This is a genomic window from Micromonospora sp. IBHARD003 (assembly GCF_056106285.1).
In genome coordinates this window covers 6,941,221-6,959,437 of sequence record NZ_JBWBBX010000001.1, presented here as the reverse complement: position 1 = coordinate 6,959,437, position 18,217 = coordinate 6,941,221, and the positions used below count along the sequence as shown (strand labels likewise).

Genomic DNA, 18,217 nt, shown 5'->3' with positions numbered 1-18,217 from the left:
ATCAGTCGCCGGGGAAGTGACAGGCGACCTCCCTCTTGTCGCCCGGGCCGCCGATCCGCAGCAGCGGCTGCTCCGTGCGGCAGACCGGCTGCGCCTTCGGACAGCGGGGATGGAAGGTGCAGCCGGGCGGCGGCGCCGCGGGGCTCGGCGGGTCGCCATGGAGCGTGATGCGTTCCCGGCGCCGCTCGGCGACCGGGTCGGGAAGCGGTACGGCCGACAGCAGCGCCCGGGTGTACGGGTGCAGTGGGCGCCCGTACACCTCGTGCTTGTCGCCGATCTCGACGATCCGGCCGAGGTACATCACCGCGACGCGGTCGCATACCCGTCTGACCACGGAGAGGTCGTGCGCGATGAAGACGTAGGCAAGGCCGAGGTCGCGGCGCAGTCGTTCCATGAGATTGACGATCTGGGCCTGGACGGACACATCGAGGGCCGAGACCGGCTCGTCGGCGACCAGCAGCCGGGGGCTGGTGGCGAGTGAACGGGCGATGCCGATGCGCTGGGCCTGGCCGCCCGAGAACTCGTGCGGATATCGGTCGAGATGCTCGGGGATCAGCCCGACGAGATCCATCAGTTCCACCGCGCGCCGCCGTGCGTCGGCCGCCGTCCAGCCTTGCACCAGCAGGGGGTCGGCGATGATCCGGGACACGGTCTGACGGGGATTGAGGGAGGAGTGCGGATCCTGGAAGACCATCTGCAGTTGGCGCCGCAGTGGGCGCATCCTGCCCGCGGACAGATGGCTGATGTCGCTGCCGTCGAAGACGACGGAACCGGAGGTGGGTTCGAGGAGGCGCACGATCATGCGCCCCGTCGTGGACTTCCCGCAGCCCGACTCACCGACGAGCCCGAAGCTCTCCCCCGCCGCGACGTCGAAGCCCACCCCGTCCACGGCCCTGACCGGGGCGCCGCGCCTGCCCGTACGGCCGCGCCTGCCGGGGAAGGATTTGCCGAGGTCGCGCACGGACAGCAGCGTGGTCGGTGCGCGCTCTGGCGCGAGGGCGTTCGCCTTCATTGTCATCGGGCGTCCTCCGTCACCGGCACGGCGGCCGTGAGATGGCAGGCCGTCAGATGGCCTGGGTGCCGGTCGTCGAGTGGGACGAAGGCGGGGCGTTCGGCGTCACAGCGCTGCCGCTCCTCCCCCGTGGCCGATGCCGACAGCGCACAGCGCGGGGCGAAGGCGCAGCCCGGGGCGGGGGCGACGAGCGAGGGCGGGGTGCCGGGGATCGAGCGCAGCGGCGCCTCGTCCCCGTCGTCGAGGCGCGGCATCGAGTCCAGCAGACCGCGGGTGTACGGGTGGGCGGGCCGGGCGAACAGCGCCTCGACGGGGGCTTGTTCGGCCGCCCTTCCGCCGTACATCACCAGCACGTCGTGGGCGACGCGGGCGATCACGCCCAGATCGTGGGTGATCATGATGACGCCGAGGCCCCGTTCCTCCTGGACGCGGGCGATGAGTTCGAGGATCTGCGCCTGGACGGTCACGTCGAGGGCGGTCGTCGGTTCGTCGGCGATCAGCAGGTCCGGTTCGCAGGCGAGCGCCATGGCGATCATGACGCGCTGGCGCATGCCGCCGGAGAACTGGTGCGGGAACTCGCCTGCCCTGCGGGCCGGTTCGGGGATGCCGACCTCGCCGAGCATGTCGACGGCGCGGCGGCGGGCGGCGGCACGGCCGGAGCGGAAGTGGAGGCGGAAGTGCTCCGCAATCTGCTCGCCGACCGTATAGGACGGGTGGAGGCTGGACAGCGGGTCCTGGAAGATCATCGCCATTCGGCGTCCGCGCAGCCCGGACAGTTCCTTCTCGGGCAGTCCGGCCAGTTCGCGGCCGTCGAAGACGATGGATCCGGACACCCGTGCCGCGCCGCGGTGCAGTCCCATCAGGGCGAGCGAGGTGACCGACTTCCCGGAACCGGACTCTCCGACGATGCCGAGGGTGCGGCCGGCCTCGACGGTGAAGCCGAGGGAGTCGACCGCGCGTACAGGACCGGCGGCGGTGGTGAACGTGACCTGCAGTTCGCGCACTTCGAGCAGGGCGGCCATCAGTACCTCACCCTCGGGTCGACGACGGCGTAGAGGAGGTCGACGGCCAGATTGGCGACGACGATGAAGAAGGCGGCGAGCAGGGTCACGCCGAGGACCACGGGCTGGTCGGCGTTGACGAGTGCTCCGTAGAACAGCCTTCCGACGCCTGGCAGTCCGAAGATGGACTCGGTGATGACCGCGCCGGCGAGCAGCCCTCCGAGGTCCATGCCGAAGAGGGTCAGGATGGGAGTCATTCCGGACCGCAGTCCGTGTTTGACGACCACCGTCCGTTCGGGGAGGCCTTTGGCGCGGGCGGTGCGGATGTACGGCTCGGCCATCGCCTCGATCATCGAACCACGGCTCTGGCGTGCGTACATGGCCGCGTAGAGCAGCGCGAGGGCCACCCAGGGCAGCAGCAGATTGGACGCCCAGCCGAGCGGGTCGTCGGTGAGATCCCGGTAGGTGGGGTAGGGCAGCAGTCCTGCCACCCGGATCACTCCGTAGATCAGCAGGACCGAGGTGAAGTAGACGGGCAGGGAGGCGGCGGCGACCGCGCCGACCATCAGGGTGCGGTCGGTCAGGGTGTCCTTGCGCAGGGCCGCGACGACACCGGTGCCGAGACCGAGCAGCAGCCACAGCGCCGCGGCGCCGACGGCCAGGGACACGGAGACCGGGAGACGGTCGAGGAGCAGGTCCCAGACGGGGACGGAGTTCTCGTACGAGTAGCCGAGGCACGGGAAGTCACATTGCACCGCGTACTGGCCGGTGCCCAGGGTGCGGCCGGTGAACAGTCCGCCGAGGAAACCGGTGAACTGGCGCCACAGCGGCTGGTCGAGGCCGAGGTGGTGGCGTACCGCGGCCAGCCGTTCCGGGCTGCAGGACTTGCCGCAGGCGGCCGCCGCGGGATCGGCCGGGAGGACGTAGAAGATGACGAAGGTGGCGGCTGTGATGGCGAGCAGGACGCCCGCGACCGCGGCGAGGCGGCGTATCAGATAAAGGGTCATACGCGACCGCCCCTCGGGTCGAGGACGTCCCGCAGCGCGTCCCCGAGCAGGGTGAAGGCGAGGACGGCGAGGAAGAGGAAGGTGCTCGGGATGAGGAAGTACATCGGATCGGTCTCGTAGAAGGCGACGCTCTCGGCGATCATCTGGCCCCACGACGGGGTGGGTGGCCGGACGCCGACGCCGAGATAGCTCAGAGCGGCCTCGGTGCTGATCATGCCCGGGACGAGCAGGGTCGTGTACGCGATGACGGGGCCCGAGACGCCCGGCAGGATGTCGCGGGTGAGGATCCGCCAGGGCCGGGCACCTGCGACGCGTGCGGCGTCGACGTATTCGCGGTGCTTGAGGGAGAGCGTCTGGCCGCGTACGACACGGGCGATGCCGGGCCAGCCGAACAGCCCGATGACCGCCGTCATCAGCACGATCCGGTTGACGTCCTTCGCCACCGACATCACAGCGATCATGAAGATGAGGGAGGGGAAGGACATGGTGAGGTCCATCAGCCGGCTGAGTACGGCGTCGACGCGTCCGCCGAAGTAGCCGGCGACGATGCCCGCCGCGGTGCCCACGAGCACCACGACGGCGGTGGCGGTGAACGCGATGAGGAGGGAGACCCGGGCGCCGTGCACGACCCGGGCGAACAGGTCGCGGCCGGTGCCGGGTTCGACGCCGAGCCAGTGGTCGGCGCTGATCCCGCCGAAGGGGCCGAACGGCAGTCCGCCGAGGTAGGGGTCGACGGCGTTCTTGTCGAAGGCCTCGGGGCCCCAGCCGCCGAGCGCGCTCAGCCAGGGGGCCGTGACGGCCATGAAGGCGAAGAGGGCGACGACGGCGAGGCTGATCCGGACGGAAGGACGGCGCCACAGCTCCGTGCGGGCGCGGCGCCAGGGACTGCTGCCCGGAGGAACAGGGGCGTCTCCCGCGCCCTGCTCGGCGACGGGCCCGGGGGCGGGGACGGATGCGGATGGCGGCGCGGATGCGGTCATGGCCGTCGCGCCTCAGCCCTGGCTCTTCGAGGGGTCCTTGAGGCCGATCGTCGCGTAGTCGACCTGGCCGGCCCAGACGGGATGGCCGAAGGCGCCCGCGACATTGGTGCCGACGAGCAGCGGCTTGCGCTCCAGAAGCAGGGGAACGGCCGGGGACTTGGCGAGGATGCGGGCGTCGAGGTCGGTCCAGGCCCGGCCTGCCGCCTGCGCGTCCGTCATGGCGTTGATCTCGTCGATCCGCCGCATGGTGGGCTCGTCCCGGAACTGCGCGTAGTTACCGGAGTTGCCCTTCTCCTTGATGGTGCGGCCGTCGAAGACGAAGGGCAGGAAGGTGGAGCCCGAGGGATAGTCGGGGCACCAGCCGGCCAGCACCATGTCGGGTGCGTTGCGGGTGTCACCGATGACGTCGTAGTAGGCGCCCGGATCGACGGTGTCGATCGTGACCTTCACGCCGACGCGGGACAGTCCCTGCTGGAGCGCCTCCGCCTTGGTCTTGTCTCCCGTGGAGACGGTGACGGTGGTGCTGAAGCCCTTCTCCAGGCCCGCTTCCTTCAGCAGGGCCTTCGCCTTGGCGGGGTCGCCCTCGGGTTTGACGGCCAGGGGGTCGGCCTGCTTTCCGCCGGTCAGTGCGGGCGGCAGATAGGCGGTGGCGATGTCGTTCAGCGCGGGGCCGCCGCCCGCGGTGAGCACGGCCCCCTTGTCGACGGCGTACTGCATGGCCTCGCGGACCCTGGCGTCATTGAACGGTGGGCGTGAGGTGTTGAGTTGGAGCATCTCGGTGCAGCCCTGCGACTCCGCGAGCAACCGCTGTCCGATGTCGGCCTTTCCGAGCACCTTGGGGACGCTCTCGGGCCGCATGTCCGACCAGGCCACCGCGGAGGCGTCGGCCCCGCTGCTCGCGATGATCCGGTCGTCGATCTGCCCGCCCTTGAGGCCCATGAGGACCACGAACCGGTCCGGGTAGGCCTTGCGGACCGGGTCGCTCTTCGGGTCCCAGTGCTCGTTGCGAACCAGCACGAGCTTCTTGTCGCGGTCGTACGACTCGATCTTGTACGGGCCCGAGGAGAACGGTCGCGCGTCGTACTGGGCGCCCCTCTCCTGTGACTTCGGCACCGGGGCGAAGGTGGGCAGGGTGGCCGTGTAGGCGAAGTCGGCGACGGGGCGCGCCAGTTCGAAGACGATCGTGCGCGCGTCGGGGGTCTTGACCGAGTCGAGGTGCTTTCCGGTGAGCGGACCGGTGTAGCCCTTGGTCCCGGCGAGGTAGCGGGCCGCGTAGTCGGGGCCGCCGGTGAGGTCCGGGGAGAAGGAGCGCTCGACGTTGTACTTGACGTCCTGGGCGGTGATGGGTGAGCCGTCCTCGTATCTCAGTCCGTCCTTGAGCTTGAAGGTCCATGTCCTGCCGCCGTTGGAGGGGGTGCCGAGGTCGGTGGCGAGGTCGGGGACGATCCGGCTGCCGGCCGCGCCGGGCTGGGACGTGAAGGTGACGAGCGTGCGGTAGAGCAGCCGGGTGCCGAAGTCCATGGTCGGCATGACCCAGTTGCGGGCCGGGTCGAGATGGGCGAAGTCCTGGTTGGACAGAACCGTCAGCGTGCCGCCCTTGGCCGGAGTGCCGCCGAGGATCTTGCCTGCGTTCGCCGCGGCGGGGTTCTTCCCATGGCCGCCCGCCTTCTGCGGGGAGTCCGCTGGGGAACAGCCCGAAGCCCCGGCCGCCAGTGCGGTCAGCAGGGCGGTGGCGACGGCGAGTTGGGTGCGTCTGGTCATGTGGGTCACTTCCGGTGAGAGCTTTCACGCGCGATGTGTGACGGGTAACATAGTAATGTGAAATTGCACTGACAAGACGTCGGTGCCTTTGTTTTCGAGCCGTGACCCGGGGGCGAGTTGGCCGAGCTGACTACCGGAAAGCGAGTCGGGCCAGGGCATATGCTGCCCCGGCCCGCCCGACTCCCCGTTCCACGTCAACGCTCCTCGACGGATCTCCGCTCCTCGATCAGAGCGCGCAAACGCCGAAGGAGCAGCAGTCCCGCGGTGTACGCGGCCACCACCCCGAGGGCGATCAGCAGGTTCCGGCCGTAGTCCAGGGGCACCACCGATTCATTGGCCGGTGCGCCGGGCCGCAGCAACAGAGGCAGGGCGACCACCGTCAGCGAGCCGGCGACGATCGCCGCGGCACGCAACGCCCCGTACGCAGGACCGCGCAGTGCCGCGCGCGCCAGCAGCAGCCCGGCGGCCAGCACCAGCGGTGCGACGATCCCGTCGTGCAGCACCACGGCCCCGGCCAGCCAGAACGCGACCTCGACGTACTGGCCGTCGTCGAACAGCAGCCATCCGCCGTAGCCCAGAGCCGCGACACCGACGGCGCCGAAGAACACACGCATCACAGGACCTCCAGCCGGTGAACCCACTTGGTCTGCAGCACACCGGGCCTGTTGGGCGCGATGATGCGCACGGGGAACCCGTGATCGGGCGACAGGACTTCGCCGTTGAGCTCGAGGGCGAGCAGCGTCAGCTCGTCACGGGCGTAGGTGTGCGCCATCTCGGTGACCCGGTATCCGCCGCTCTTCTGCATCGACACGACGCGCAGCATCGCGTGGGGCGGGGCGCCCGCCTGGTCGAGCAGGTCCCGGATCCGTACACCGCGCCAGTGCGCGGACTTGCTCCAGCCCTCCACACAGGCGATGGGCAGGACGGCCTCGTGCTGCGCCATGGCGCGCAGTTCGTCGAGGGTCAGCCGGTACGGCCGGGGCCCGGTCACCGTCAGCCGCCAGTCCCGCACCGACACGTTCTCCACACCCGCCGCAGCGGCCGTGCGGTTGACCGGAAGCCCCTGGACGCCGTGGTCCGGGTGACGGGGAGCGAACAGATCGAAGCGGCCCAGCGAAGTGAAGGACTGGCCGACGGTGGTGAGCGTGACCGCGCCGACCGCCGCCGTGACGCCACGCAGGAACGAGCGCCGGTCCGGCCCGTCCGAGACCGGCAGGGCGAGGGTGCCGGAAGACGCCGCACGCCAATGCGCTTTGATCTCAGGCGCCTTGACGGCCACGTGCAGGACGAGTGAGCCGACGAAGACCCAGGCCAGCGCATAGTGAACCGGGACGAACGAAAACGGCCACGGGTACCACTGCACGGTGTTGAGCAGCCCGGAGAACAGCTCGAAGACGCCCGCGGCCACCAGGACGGCCACCGACAGACGCTCCAGCGCATGCCGTACCGACCTCAGCGGCGGCCATGCGAAGAGCCTCGGGTAGACGGTCCAGAGCTTCGCCAGCAGCAGCGGGATCGCGGCGATTCCGCCGGCCACATGGAGCCCCTGGGTCAGCCGGTATCCCCAGGAGGGCCGACTGGGCAGAGCGTTGGCCGCCCACGAGGGCGGATGCTGCAGCACGTGACTGATCAGACCGGTGACGAAGCACACCAGGACGGCGGCTCCGAGCCAGCGTCCGACCGATGTGGCCGTCCGCGCATCGTGCAGCCGCCCGGAGAAGGACGGTGGGGACAGGCGCAGTTTCATGGTGACCATGACACTCGCTCGAGCGCTGCCGTGGGGCTTTGAGCGTCTTACGAAATGCTGACGCCGCGAAGTCCGGACGCGCGGCCCCGGCGCGGCGCGGGACCCGGAACCCGGTGCGGCGCGGAAGGCGACACGGAACCCGATACTGCGCGGGACCCGATACGGCACGGAACCCGGCGCGGCGCGGGACCGCCCGGGTCAGCTCTCCCGCGGGGCGAAGTGCCCGATCAGCAGGGCCAGTCGCCGCTCGTGCGCGTCGGCCGGAAGGCGTCCGCTGCGCATGAGGGTGACCAGCCCGTGGAGACCGGCCCAGAAGGTCTCCGTGAGGATGCCCGGGTCGTCATCGGCGGCGGCGAGCGGCTCGACGGCCTGCAGCAGTTCACCGAAGGCGTCGCGCAAGGCGGCCGGGGCCTGGGGGGTGGCGAACGGCAGGTCGACGGGATGGGTGAACATCGCGCCGTACGTCGCCGGGTGTTCCCGGGCGAAGGACGAGTACGCCGCTCCCACCATGGCGAGCGTCTCGCGCGCCCCGCCGGTCGCGGTGCGCGCCGCACGCAACTCGGCGGCCAGTTCGGCGAACCCCTGCACGGCGACCGCGGCCTGGATCGCACCCTTGTCCTTGAAGTGGCTGTAGAGAACAGGCTGGCTGTACTCGATCTCGGCAGCGAGCCGCCGGGTCGTCACGGCGGCCCAGCCCTCGGTCTCCGCCAGTTCCCGTGCGGTCGTGATGATCAACTGCTCACGCTCGGCCCGTTCACGCTCTCGGCGCTTCGTGATCGACATGGAGAGATTCTAGCACCGCTAGATTTCCTACCGGTGCAATGCTAGCTTCGCTCTCACAACTAGCAGCGCTAGAACGGAGATTGGCGTGACCGTCACCGCGTACACCCTGGCCGTCGTCCTCGACCTGCTCGTGCTGTTCGTCGGGGCCCGCTTCCTGCTCCAGCCCCGCGCGGCCGCCGCCGGTTACGGCGTACCGGCCAAGCCGGACGGCGACCCCGCCTACCTCGCGATCAAGGGACTGCGGGATGCCGCCTGCGGCATTCTGGGCCTGGCCCTCCTCGTCCTCGCGGGCGCCCGCGCCGAGGCCTGGTTCATGCTGTTCATCGCGCTGGTACCACTCGGCGACACCCTGATAGTGCTCCGCAACGGCGGCACCAAGGCGGTCGCGTTCGGCATCCACTTCGCCACCGCCGTCGCCGTCCTGATCAGCGCCGGGCTGCTCTTCGCCGTCTGAACAGACGCCCGTTCACGCGGCTTCCCGACGCACCGACGCGTGGTCCGCCAGGTGTTCCCCGGTATCACCGGAGTGGGCCTCAGCCGACCACGACCGTGCGTTGCGCCGAGAAGTCGCCCCAGTTGCCGTCGGGGAGCTTCGCCCGCAGCTTCACCGAGTAGCGGGTGCCGGGGCGGTCGGCGACGGTGAGGCTGTAGGCAACCCGGCCCGGCGGTGGCTGCGCGCCCCACACGACGGTGGTGGCGAGTCTGCCGTTGAGGAACAGCTGATGCTCCTTGACCGGGGCGCCGGTCATCGGCGGCATCCAGCTCAGATCGATGTGGTGCGCGGCACCGACGGCCCGGACGGTGACTTTCAGCGCGGTCGGCGCCGTGCCCGGACCCCGGCCCGGCGCGGACCCGGTGGTGAGATCCAGCGGGACGCTGCCGGGCGACGAGTTGTCCGCCGCGTCCCTGGCCCTGACCGTGAAGGTGTAGACCGTCCCGGGACGCAGACCTTGGATGCGCGCACGGGTCACGATGCCCGGCACGGTATGGATACGGGAGCCGGCCTGATAGACGTCGTAGGCCGTCACGGCGGTCCCGTCGTACGACGGGCCCCATGACAAGGTCACCGAACTCGGGCCCTCGGCCCGGCCCTTCGGAGCACCGGGACGGCTCGGCGGCCGAGTGTCCTCCGCGGCGGGCGCCGGGGTGGTGACGGTGACAGGGGCGCTGTGCCGTGAGACGCGACCCGCAGCATCCACAGCGCGGACGGTGAAGGTATACGCGGTCGACGGAGACAGCCCGCTCACATCGAACATGCGGATCGCGGCGGGGACGGACTTCACTCTCGTACGGTCGCGGTAGATCTCGTAGACAGCGATTCCCCGGTCGTCCCCGACGGGATCCCACATGACGTGCACGGAGCGGGCGCTGCCCGCATGGGCGGTGACTCCGCTCGGCGCGGTGGGACCGACGCCGTCCCCGTCAGCGGCGCCGTCATCGCAGCCGCCCGCCGACAGCAGCACGAACGCACCCACCAACGCGACTGCCTGCCATGAGCGTTGCACCGTACTGCCTCCGTTCACCGAGGCAATGGTCCAGACCTTTATGGCACGGCTGGGCCCTCCCCGCAAGGGTGGCGACCTGGTGGTGCGCACGACGCCGTCAGGCCGACCCTGACCACTCACCCCCGGCTGCGCACCGTCACTACGCCGACAGCGCCCGGCATTTGGGCGCGCGCCCCCGAGCGCCCCTCTCACACTGTATTCACATCTTCTCCGTGCGTTACCTACCCAGTGAAGATGGGGGCATATGACGAGAGCATCCCCCCAGAGCCGGCCGAGGCACCCGGGTGGTCCCTCCGCAGGTCCGTCGTCTCGGACACCGATCGGCGACCGCGAACGACGGCCCAGCGCGCCGGAGCCGCCACGAGAGCGTCCGCGCCCGCGGTGGTGACCGGCAGCCCCGAACTCCCGCCCGAGCGCGTCCACGTACGCGACGCATCTGACCGCCGCTCGTCCCTTTTCTCGTCCCGTCGAACAGGAGCATCGTTGTCCCCGAGTCCGCAGCCGTGTGAGGAATCCGGACCCAGCTATCCGGTCGTTCCCCGTCCGCGCGGCCAAGAGCCCGACTCCGAGCTGAGCCGGGCGCTCCGCGCGCTGTCCGGCGCCCTCGCGAAGGTGCCCTCCCCGCTGGCCCCCGCCGTCCGCGACCTCACCGCGGACGACGTCGAACACGCCCTCGTCTCCACCCCGGTGCCCTGGCGCCGGCATCTCCTCGCCACCCTGCGCATCCCCATGGTCGGCACCCGTGTGAGCCCGGCGCTGTGCCGGGACGTACTGGGCCGGCTGCAGAAGGACCCGGATGCCGCGCGCACCCGGCACGCGGCACGTCATCTGTCCAGTCCGCTGCTGCCCGATCTCATCGGTGCGGCGCTGTCCGGGCGGCGCACACAGGACGACGGCACCGACGCCGGACGTACGGGTGACGAGGCCGACGAGGGTGGCGGTGAGCATGTTCGTGACGGCGGTGACAAGCGTCCCACCAAGCCGCTCACCCACCAGTGGAGCCCAGCCCTGTTGCGGCTCGCCGCCTGGTCCCTGCTGCGTGCATGCGCGGACGACGCCCAACTCTGGTTGTGGGCGCTGCGACAGCCGTGGATGACGGATGCGTCGCAGAGCGATGCGGTACGGGGCGTGCGGGACGCGGCCCGGCGCGTCGCCGATCTCGCCGCGGCCCGGGGCGGCGAACAGGACGAGGCTCCCGTGGCCGCACAGACCGCGGACGACGGGTCCGGTTCCCGCTCGGGGGCAGCGCCCGACGCCCCCCAACCCCCCGATTCCGCCTCCCTGATCGAGGCGGTCGCCCGCATCGAGGAAGTCCTGGCGACGGCCCGGGAATCCGTGCACCGGATCGCGGAGGCGGTACACGCACAGGCACGTCCCGAGGACGGGGACCTCGCGGTGCTCAGGCGCGTCGCGCGATCGTTCGACGAAGCCACCCGGGGTCTGCGGGCGCACGATGTCACCGTCGAGCGACTCGACCTGGACACGGTCCGCCGGGAGACCGACACCCTCCTCGACCGGCTGGCCCACGCCCCGTTACGCGAACAGCTGGGCCGGGTCATGGCTCTGGCCGGCCAGGCGAATGCGCCGGGCCTCGAGGAGACACTCGCCGCGGCGCAGCGGCGGGCCGAAGTCCTGCAGACGAGGCAGAAGTGGGCCGAGGCCGACGAGCGCGACGCCTCTGCCATGGGGATTCTGCTGGCGCTGGTGGACATGGTTCCGCACGACAACGAGCAGACCGGCGAGGTACTGAACCTCCTGTCCGATGTGGCCGCCCTGGCGCTGTGGCTGGCTCCGCTGGCCATCCAGTACCGCCGGCTGCGTCTGCTCCCCGCCGACGCCGCTACCGAGGCGAACTCCCCTCCGGCCATGGTGCCCTACCCTCCCCCGAGCCTGGTGAAGGAGGGCCTGGGGGACCGTGTCGGTGACGACAGGCCCGGAAACGGCCCCGAGGACACGCCGTGCGGTGCCTCGGAAGACCAGGTCACGGTGACGGCGGTATCACCGGAGCCGCAGGAGCACACCGCCGTCGTACCGGCGCAGGCTTCCGCGCCCAAACCCGAATCCAAACCCGAATCCGAGTCCGAGTCCGAGTCCGAGTCCGAGTCCTGGGACGGTCCGCGGCCTGCTGCGGAACAGGACGCCGCGGGCGGGGCGGCAGCGGCGGACGGCACCGGGAACGGGGCCACGCCGGAGCCACCGTGCGCGCAGGACGCCGACACGGAGTCCGGGACCGACGGCGGGGCGGGTTCCGTTCCGGTCACCGGTCTGCTGCCGGAGCGGAAAGCCCCGTCGGAGGCGGACGCCGAGAAGGAAGCGGAACTGAAGCCGGACACGGAACAGGAACCGGCGCCGGCGCCGGCGCCGGCGCCAGACACGGAGCCGGCGCCGAACCCGGGATCACAAGCGGACACACAAGCGGACACAAAGGCGGACACACCGGCGGAAGCAGCACCCGGGACCGCCTCGAGCGACTCCGACGACGACACCGGCGATCCCGGCGTAGATCCGGACGCCGAGCCCGTCCGGCGGCGTGCTGCGGACACCGAGACCCCGACCCCGCCCTCGTCCCCGTCCCTCGAGACCCAGTGGTCCGCCCTCTTCGCGGGGATCCCGTCGGACGCGCCTCCCGCCTCCCCCGCCTCCCCCGACACCGAGTCCCTCCCCAGCTCCGGCCCCGACCTCGAGCCCGACCCCGACCGGCAGAGCGGTCATCGCCCCGACCCGGACCATTGCCATGGCCAGGACCACAACCGGTCTCCGGAGGCAGACGAGGACCGCGCCCCCACGGTCTCCGCGTATCTCGCCGGTCTGGTGTCCGAGGGCCGCTTCGGCCTCGCGGCCTCGCTCGCCGCAGCGGCGGGTGAGCCCGCACACCGGGTCGCCACACTGCGCCTTGCGGCTCTCGCCGAGTCGATGCGCAGCGAGCACGGCGCGTGTGCCGCCCGGCTGCGTACCGAACTGAGCGGCACCGGAACGGAATCGCTCACCACCGATCGTGCCGATGCCTGCCTCGCCGCATCGGCGCTGCTGCGCGGTGTGCTGGTCACCGGGGACTCGGAGATCGGCGCGCCTCTCGGGGCGGTCGCCCCCGGACTTCCCCCGCAGCTGGCCGCGATCGTCCGCGATGTCGCCCAGCAGGCCCTTCAGTCGACACTGCTGTCCTCCCCTCCGCTGGCCCTGGCACGGGACCGGGGCGATTTGGAGAAGGCTCTGGAGGACGCCCGGGAGGAGTGCCGCCAGGGTCTGGCGCAGGTGCCCCGGCTGCGCTTCCGCCGTGCGAGCGAGATCGCCCGCCGCTGGCTCGCACCGGAGGGACTGATCGGCGCTCTTCTGAAGCACGCCGCGGACGACGACCGTGCCGCGCTCGACGACGTTGCCTTACGCGTACGGCAGTTGTCGGATCCGGCACGGCTCCAGGCCGAGCTGGACGAGATCGACCAGCGGCTGATGGGCTCCAGCCGCAGCAGGCTCGAGGGGCCGACCCGCCAGGACGTGATGCGTCAGATGACCGAGCGGCTGCGGATGGTCGACAGATGGGTCGGCTGCGCGCGTGCGCTCAGCGGGAGCGACACCGACTGGAGCGCGGACCAGGTCCGGGAGATGCGGGCGACGGTGCTGCGTCTGCGCGCCGACGCACTCGCCGAGCTGCTGGAACAGGCGCCTCACGACGATCCGTTCGCCACTGCGGCGGTTCGGGCGGCGGCGCGTTCGCTGGACCGTACCTTCGAGCTGCTGGCGGGCGACGCACGGCTCGGCGACGGCGAACTGCCGGCCGAACTGGCCCTGTCCGCCGAACTGCTGAAGGTCAGCGGAACCACCGTCGACGCCTCGGGCCGGATCCACTGCCCCGACAGCTCGGCACGCGAGCTCGTCGACGCCGGGCGGCGTACCTGGGACGAAGCGGTACGGATCCATGCCGGGCGCGAGCACTTCAGGACCGCCGCCCATGTGCTCATGCTCGCTCTGCAGGGCCATCTGCCGCTGCCGGCCCATGACATGGCTCCGCTGTCCGAGGATCTGCACCGGTTGGTGTCCGAGTCGGGGCAGCGGGTCGCGGACGAACTGGAGCGCACCCGCCGCACACTCGAGGAGACACTGCGCCGGGCCAGGATCAACAGCGTCTACCGCGAGGACGAGGAACGCGGTGTCGAACAGCGCCTCCAGGCACCGGTGATCGACCCCACCGCGGATCTCGGACCGGTGCGGGCGAGGTTCGGGAAGCTGTCGGAGGAGCTCGACCGTGCTCACGCCACGTCCCGGGCCAGGCTCCGGGCACGGCTGAAAGAGATCCCCGATGTGACGCAGGACGATCTCGCCCGGGTGGAACCACTGCTCGCGGACGGGGACCTGCTGGCCGCCGATGTGCTGATCTCCGGCCTGGCGAACGGAGAGAGCATCCCGGACACGGGGCGTCCCGACCGTGCGCTGTCCGACTTCTTCCCCGCAGTACCCGATGCCCTGCCCGAGGGGATCACCCGGGAGCTCATCGCGGCGGTCCGCCGGCGTGAGCGCTTCCTCGGACTCGACGCACTCGACTACTCGGCCATGTCACCCGAGTTCGCCGAGCTGGCGGCGCTGGGCCTGGAAGGGTGGCGCGAGATGTCGTCCCGCCAGGGCGCCCGCCGCTCCGACGGGCTGAGCGAGAGCGATCTGCTCATGCCCGCGCTGCGGCTCGTCGGATACCGCAGCCGGCGCAAGCCGCAGCGCGACGACCGCTATCGCGGCGGGGACTACCGCTTCCTCGACCTGCCGGAGGTGACCTGCACCGGGGAGGCGCTCGTACCCGCGTTCGGCTCGGCCCTGCGCGGCAGGCTGCGCATCATGCTCGTCTGGGGGCAGCCGAGCCCCGATGCCCTGCTGGCGCGTGTGCAGCAGGACCCGGGGCAGGAGCCTTTGCTGGTGGCGTACTTCGGCACGCTGAAGGTCCGGGACCGGGCGACACTCGCGAGCCGGTGCGTGGGCAGGCGGCCGCTGGTGGTCCTGGACGATGCCGCGCTCGCCCATCTGGCGGCGAGCGGTGAGCAGTTGCTGGCCTCGGCGATGCGCGTGCTGCTGCCGTTCTCCGCGGTCAATCCCTATGTGAGCGAGAAGCGCGGCCGGGTGGCGGAGGAAATGTTCTTCGGCCGCCGCGAGGAACTGACGTCGGTCCAGAACCCGGACGGCAGCCAGGTGGTCTTCGGCGGGCGTGGGCTGGGCAAGTCCGCCCTGCTCAAGGAGGCGGCCAGGGCGTTCGGCAAGCCGGACCCGACGGCGCGGCTCGCCCTGTCGCTGAGTCTGGACTCCACGTACAAGGGTACGAACGCGAGCGCATCGGCCCTGTGGAACGTGGTGGGGCGCAAGCTGATCGAGCTGGGTGCCCTGCCGGTCCAGCGCCGCGTCAGGACCGACGCCCCGCTCGGCCATCAGCAGGTACTGGACGGGCTCAAGGCGTGGCTGAAGGAGGACGGCCGGCGCCATCTGCTGGTCCTGCTGGACGAGGCGGACGCCTTCTTCGACGCCGACGCCCCGCAGTTCACCGAGACACGCAGGCTGCGGGACCTCGGCCCCGAGACGGAGGAGCGGGTCAAGGTCGTCTTCGCCGGGCTGCATTCGGTGCAGCGCTACGCGACGATCGCCGAGAACCATCCGTTCAACCATCTGTCGCAGCAGCCGACGGTGATCCGTCCGCTGGCGCCCCAGGACGCGGCGGGCCTCCTCATCGAGCCGCTCACCGCGCTCGGTTACCGCTTCGACGAACCGGCGCTGGTGCACCGGATCCTCGGGCACTGCTCCTACCAGCCGTTCCTGCTGCAGATGTTCGGCCACCGGCTGGTGCGGACGATGCATGCGCGGCGCGGGCTCGACGTCTCCGCGCCGCCGTACACGATCACCCGAGCGGACGTGGAACGCGTGCAGTCCGACAAGGAGTTGAAGCAGAGCATCACCGCCGCCTTCCACGACACCCTCAAGCTCGACTCGCGCTACAACGTGATCGCGAACGTCGTGGCCCACCACGCCCACCATCACGGCCTCGACGCCCGGATGACCCAGGCGCAGCTGTGGGACGAGTGCACGTACTGGTGGGGCGAGGGCTTCCACGACCTGGACGCCGATCAGTTCCGCACCTATCTCACCGAGATGGAGGGGCTCGGGGTGCTGGCCCCGGACACGGACCACCGGAGCTGGCATCTGCGCAGCGCGAACGCCCTGAGCATGATCGGCAGCCTCGAGGCGGTCGAGGCGCAGCTGCAGAACGCCTCGGGGCGGCAGGTCACCGAGCACTTCACCGCGCTGGAGGCCCGGCACTGCTCCCGCCCGGACCAGCCGCCGTGCCCGCTGACCGCGGCACAGATCGCCGATGTGCTGCCGGGTCGGCGCAACCAGGCCCGGGTGGTCATCGGCACTGCTGCGACGAGCGTCGACCGGGTGAGCGCGGCCCTGCGCGAGGTCGCCGAGGCGACCGGCTGGAGCATGCCGGTGGTGAAGAAGCGCGCCGACTTCGAACGGGAACTCGCCTGCGGGGAGCCCGGCACCCAGCGACTGGTGCTGTCGGATCTGACGGCGAAGTCCCCGAGCCAGGAGACCTGTCGCGACAGTCTGCACAGCGCCCAGACCCGGTTGCCCGAACGCCGCGGTGTCACCCGCTCCGCCGTGCTGGTGGCGAGCCCGGACCAGGACGCGCTCTGGGCGGCGGTGCTCGGTGACGACCCGGAGGTCACGGCCGAGGTCGTGGCGCTACGGCGCTTCACCGCCAACGGTCTGCGTGCCTGGGCGCTGGACGTCGGCGCGTTCACGTCCGAGTCGGGGTACGCACGGCTCAGGGCGGTCACGGGCGGCTGGCCGTGCCTGGTCGACCGGCTCGCGCAGGACCTCGCACAGGGCCTGACCGAGCGAGCGGCCCTGCGTGCCGTGAGCGACCGGCTTGCGTCCGAGCCGGGTGCGGCCGAGTTCCTCGCCCAGGCGGGCCTGCGCACCGGGACCCTGGTGTGGACGGCGTTCCACGCGGTGTCGGAGTTCATGACCGAGGCCGGCCTCACACCGGACGACCTCACCACCGCGGTCACCACCCTGGGCGACTGCACCACCACGGCCGCGTCCGCCGCGGTGCGCAGCCTGCGCGCGATGCAGGTCTTCGACCTGACGCCGCGGGGCCTGTACCGGCTGGAACCGGTGGTGCTGGCTTGTTGGCGGAGGGGGCGGGGAGGAGGGACGGGGCAGGGGGAGGGGTGAGCGGCAGGGGGCGGGGCTGTAAGGGCCCGCACGCGGGGCGGCTGGGCTGCCGCAACAGCAGCCTGGCCGCTCACTGCCCAGGGCGTGAACACCTCAGAAGCCGGTGGCGAATCCGGGAACCCGACTCGGCGGTACGCAGTGCCTGTCGGATGGTCGTACGGCTGCGGTGCGCCCCAAGCCTCGGTCTGGCGAGTTCGGCTGATCGAGGGTGGTCTGGTGGGGGTACCGTCTGAAGTGTTGCCGCAGAACGGAGTTCGCCATGTCGCAGAGCATGGAGGAGCACACCGGCGCCCGGATCGCCCGTATCCGGAAGCAGCGCGGTCTGACGCAGCAGGGACTGGCGATGCGGGCGCATGTGTCGAAATCACTTTTGTCAAAGGTCGAGTGCGGGCAGAAGCCCGCCTCCCCAGCATTTGTTGCTGCCTGTGCCCGCGCGCTCGGTGTTTCCACAGCCGACCTGCTGGGACAGCCGTACGCCGAAGAATTGCGCCGGGACCGGATGGACGTGTTGATCCAGCCGATCCGTGAGGGTCTGGAGAACTGGGACATCGCTCTCGACTGGGAGACGGCTCCCCGCCCAGCTGCCTTGATCCGGACTGACGTTCAGCGCGTGTTGGTGCAGCGCCGCTGGTCAGCGAATAACAGACAATCCATGTGCGCACAATTTCCCTGCTGTGCACCCCGGTTTCCGTCGCCATTGCCACGCCGCACCGCCTACGGAAACTGCCGAGGAACCCCACCGAAGCGTGTTTCTGTGGAGCTCCTCGCATCGATCAGCGAGCTAAAGGGCTGAAGTGTTGATCAAACTACCTCAACTTCGTGCCCGTACTGATCTTTGACATTCTCGGCCATTTCACGGCCAGCAATGCGGGGGATTTTTCGCTCCCACCATCCACGGCCACCCGTCACCTCGAACCCCTGCGTTAGCAAGTCGGCAAACCTCTCATCCACTCGGTGGATCTCTAGCCTGAACCACACCAACTCAGGAGCTTCTCTAGCTTCTGGATCATCGATTACCCGCTGAAGGAAGCTACGAATTGAAATTTGGTCCCAGTATTCGAAGAGAGTGCCCTCGTAACCCTCCATGCAGTCGTCTACAAAGTCTGACCACTCCTCGATGGCTCGATGAGGGGTCAACCCTGAGGGGCGCCCAAGATCTCCGACCAATTCGTTGAATCTATCGAGGAACAGCATTCACACCTCTCCTCTGAA

At 70.4% G+C, this 18,217-nt stretch carries 13 protein-coding genes; 3 read left to right on the top strand and 10 right to left on the bottom strand.

Annotation, left to right across the window (positions count from 1 at the left end; all coding sequences use genetic code 11):
• Position 1: 1 nt before the first annotated feature.
• The 8 genes from ACTWOL_RS30420 to ACTWOL_RS30385 all read right to left on the bottom strand — a co-directional run bounded on the left by ACTWOL_RS30420 (position 2) and on the right by ACTWOL_RS30385 (position 8,291).
• Positions 2 to 1,018, bottom strand: coding sequence for an ABC transporter ATP-binding protein (locus tag ACTWOL_RS30420; RefSeq protein ID WP_474300055.1), 1,017 nt, complete (start codon positions 1,016 to 1,018; stop codon positions 2 to 4).
• Positions 1,015 to 2,034: an ABC transporter ATP-binding protein gene (locus ACTWOL_RS30415; protein WP_474300054.1), complete on the bottom strand. Its 1,020-nt coding sequence runs from the start codon at positions 2,032 to 2,034 to the stop codon at positions 1,015 to 1,017. The genes ACTWOL_RS30420 and ACTWOL_RS30415 overlap by 4 nt, the downstream gene beginning before the upstream one ends.
• Entirely contained in the window at positions 2,034 to 3,020 is a 987-nt protein-coding gene (locus ACTWOL_RS30410) for an ABC transporter permease (RefSeq protein ID WP_474300053.1), read from the bottom strand. The genes ACTWOL_RS30415 and ACTWOL_RS30410 overlap by 1 nt, the downstream gene beginning before the upstream one ends.
• Entirely contained in the window at positions 3,017 to 4,000 is a 984-nt protein-coding gene (locus ACTWOL_RS30405; RefSeq protein WP_474300052.1) for an ABC transporter permease, read from the bottom strand. Before ACTWOL_RS30405 ends, ACTWOL_RS30410 begins: the two co-directional genes overlap by 4 nt.
• Before the next feature lie 12 nt (positions 4,001 to 4,012).
• On the bottom strand, positions 4,013 to 5,761 hold the full coding sequence (locus ACTWOL_RS30400; protein ID WP_474300051.1) for an ABC transporter substrate-binding protein: 1,749 nt from the start codon (positions 5,759 to 5,761) through the stop codon (positions 4,013 to 4,015).
• A 194-nt stretch (positions 5,762 to 5,955) separates the two neighbouring features.
• Positions 5,956 to 6,375, bottom strand: coding sequence for a hypothetical protein (locus ACTWOL_RS30395; RefSeq protein ID WP_474300050.1), 420 nt, complete (start codon positions 6,373 to 6,375; stop codon positions 5,956 to 5,958).
• The gene (locus ACTWOL_RS30390) at positions 6,375 to 7,508 is read right to left on the bottom strand and encodes a molybdopterin-dependent oxidoreductase (protein WP_474300049.1); all 1,134 of its coding nucleotides are present in this window, start codon (positions 7,506 to 7,508) and stop codon (positions 6,375 to 6,377) included. Before ACTWOL_RS30390 ends, ACTWOL_RS30395 begins: the two co-directional genes overlap by 1 nt.
• Positions 7,509 to 7,706: 198 nt before the next feature.
• Complete coding sequence (locus ACTWOL_RS30385; protein WP_474300048.1) at positions 7,707 to 8,291, bottom strand: TetR/AcrR family transcriptional regulator; 585 nt, start codon at positions 8,289 to 8,291, stop codon at positions 7,707 to 7,709.
• Positions 8,292 to 8,376: 85 nt separating this feature from the next.
• On the opposite strand from ACTWOL_RS30385, the gene ACTWOL_RS30380 reads away from it, so the two are divergent.
• A complete protein-coding gene (locus tag ACTWOL_RS30380) occupies positions 8,377 to 8,745 on the top strand; it encodes a DUF4267 domain-containing protein (RefSeq protein WP_474300047.1) in 369 nt (122 codons plus the stop codon).
• A gap of 79 nt (positions 8,746 to 8,824) precedes the next feature.
• Here ACTWOL_RS30380 and ACTWOL_RS30375 read toward each other — a convergent pair whose 3' ends face one another.
• Positions 8,825 to 9,814: a fibronectin type III domain-containing protein gene (locus ACTWOL_RS30375; RefSeq protein WP_474300046.1), complete on the bottom strand. Its 990-nt coding sequence runs from the start codon at positions 9,812 to 9,814 to the stop codon at positions 8,825 to 8,827.
• 465 nt (positions 9,815 to 10,279) lie between these two features.
• On the opposite strand from ACTWOL_RS30375, the gene ACTWOL_RS30370 reads away from it, so the two are divergent.
• Positions 10,280 to 17,005 carry a hypothetical protein gene (locus ACTWOL_RS30370; protein WP_474300045.1) on the top strand — a complete coding sequence of 2,242 codons (6,726 nt, stop codon included), beginning with the start codon at positions 10,280 to 10,282 and terminating at the stop codon, positions 17,003 to 17,005.
• Between the two features lie 259 nt (positions 17,006 to 17,264).
• The gene (locus ACTWOL_RS30365; protein WP_474300044.1) at positions 17,265 to 17,798 is read left to right on the top strand and encodes a helix-turn-helix domain-containing protein; all 534 of its coding nucleotides are present in this window, start codon (positions 17,265 to 17,267) and stop codon (positions 17,796 to 17,798) included.
• An 8-nt stretch (positions 17,799 to 17,806) separates the two neighbouring features.
• Here ACTWOL_RS30365 and ACTWOL_RS30360 read toward each other — a convergent pair whose 3' ends face one another.
• Positions 17,807 to 18,199: a hypothetical protein gene (locus ACTWOL_RS30360; RefSeq protein ID WP_474300043.1), complete on the bottom strand. Its 393-nt coding sequence runs from the start codon at positions 18,197 to 18,199 to the stop codon at positions 17,807 to 17,809.
• Positions 18,200 to 18,217: the final 18 nt, after the last annotated feature.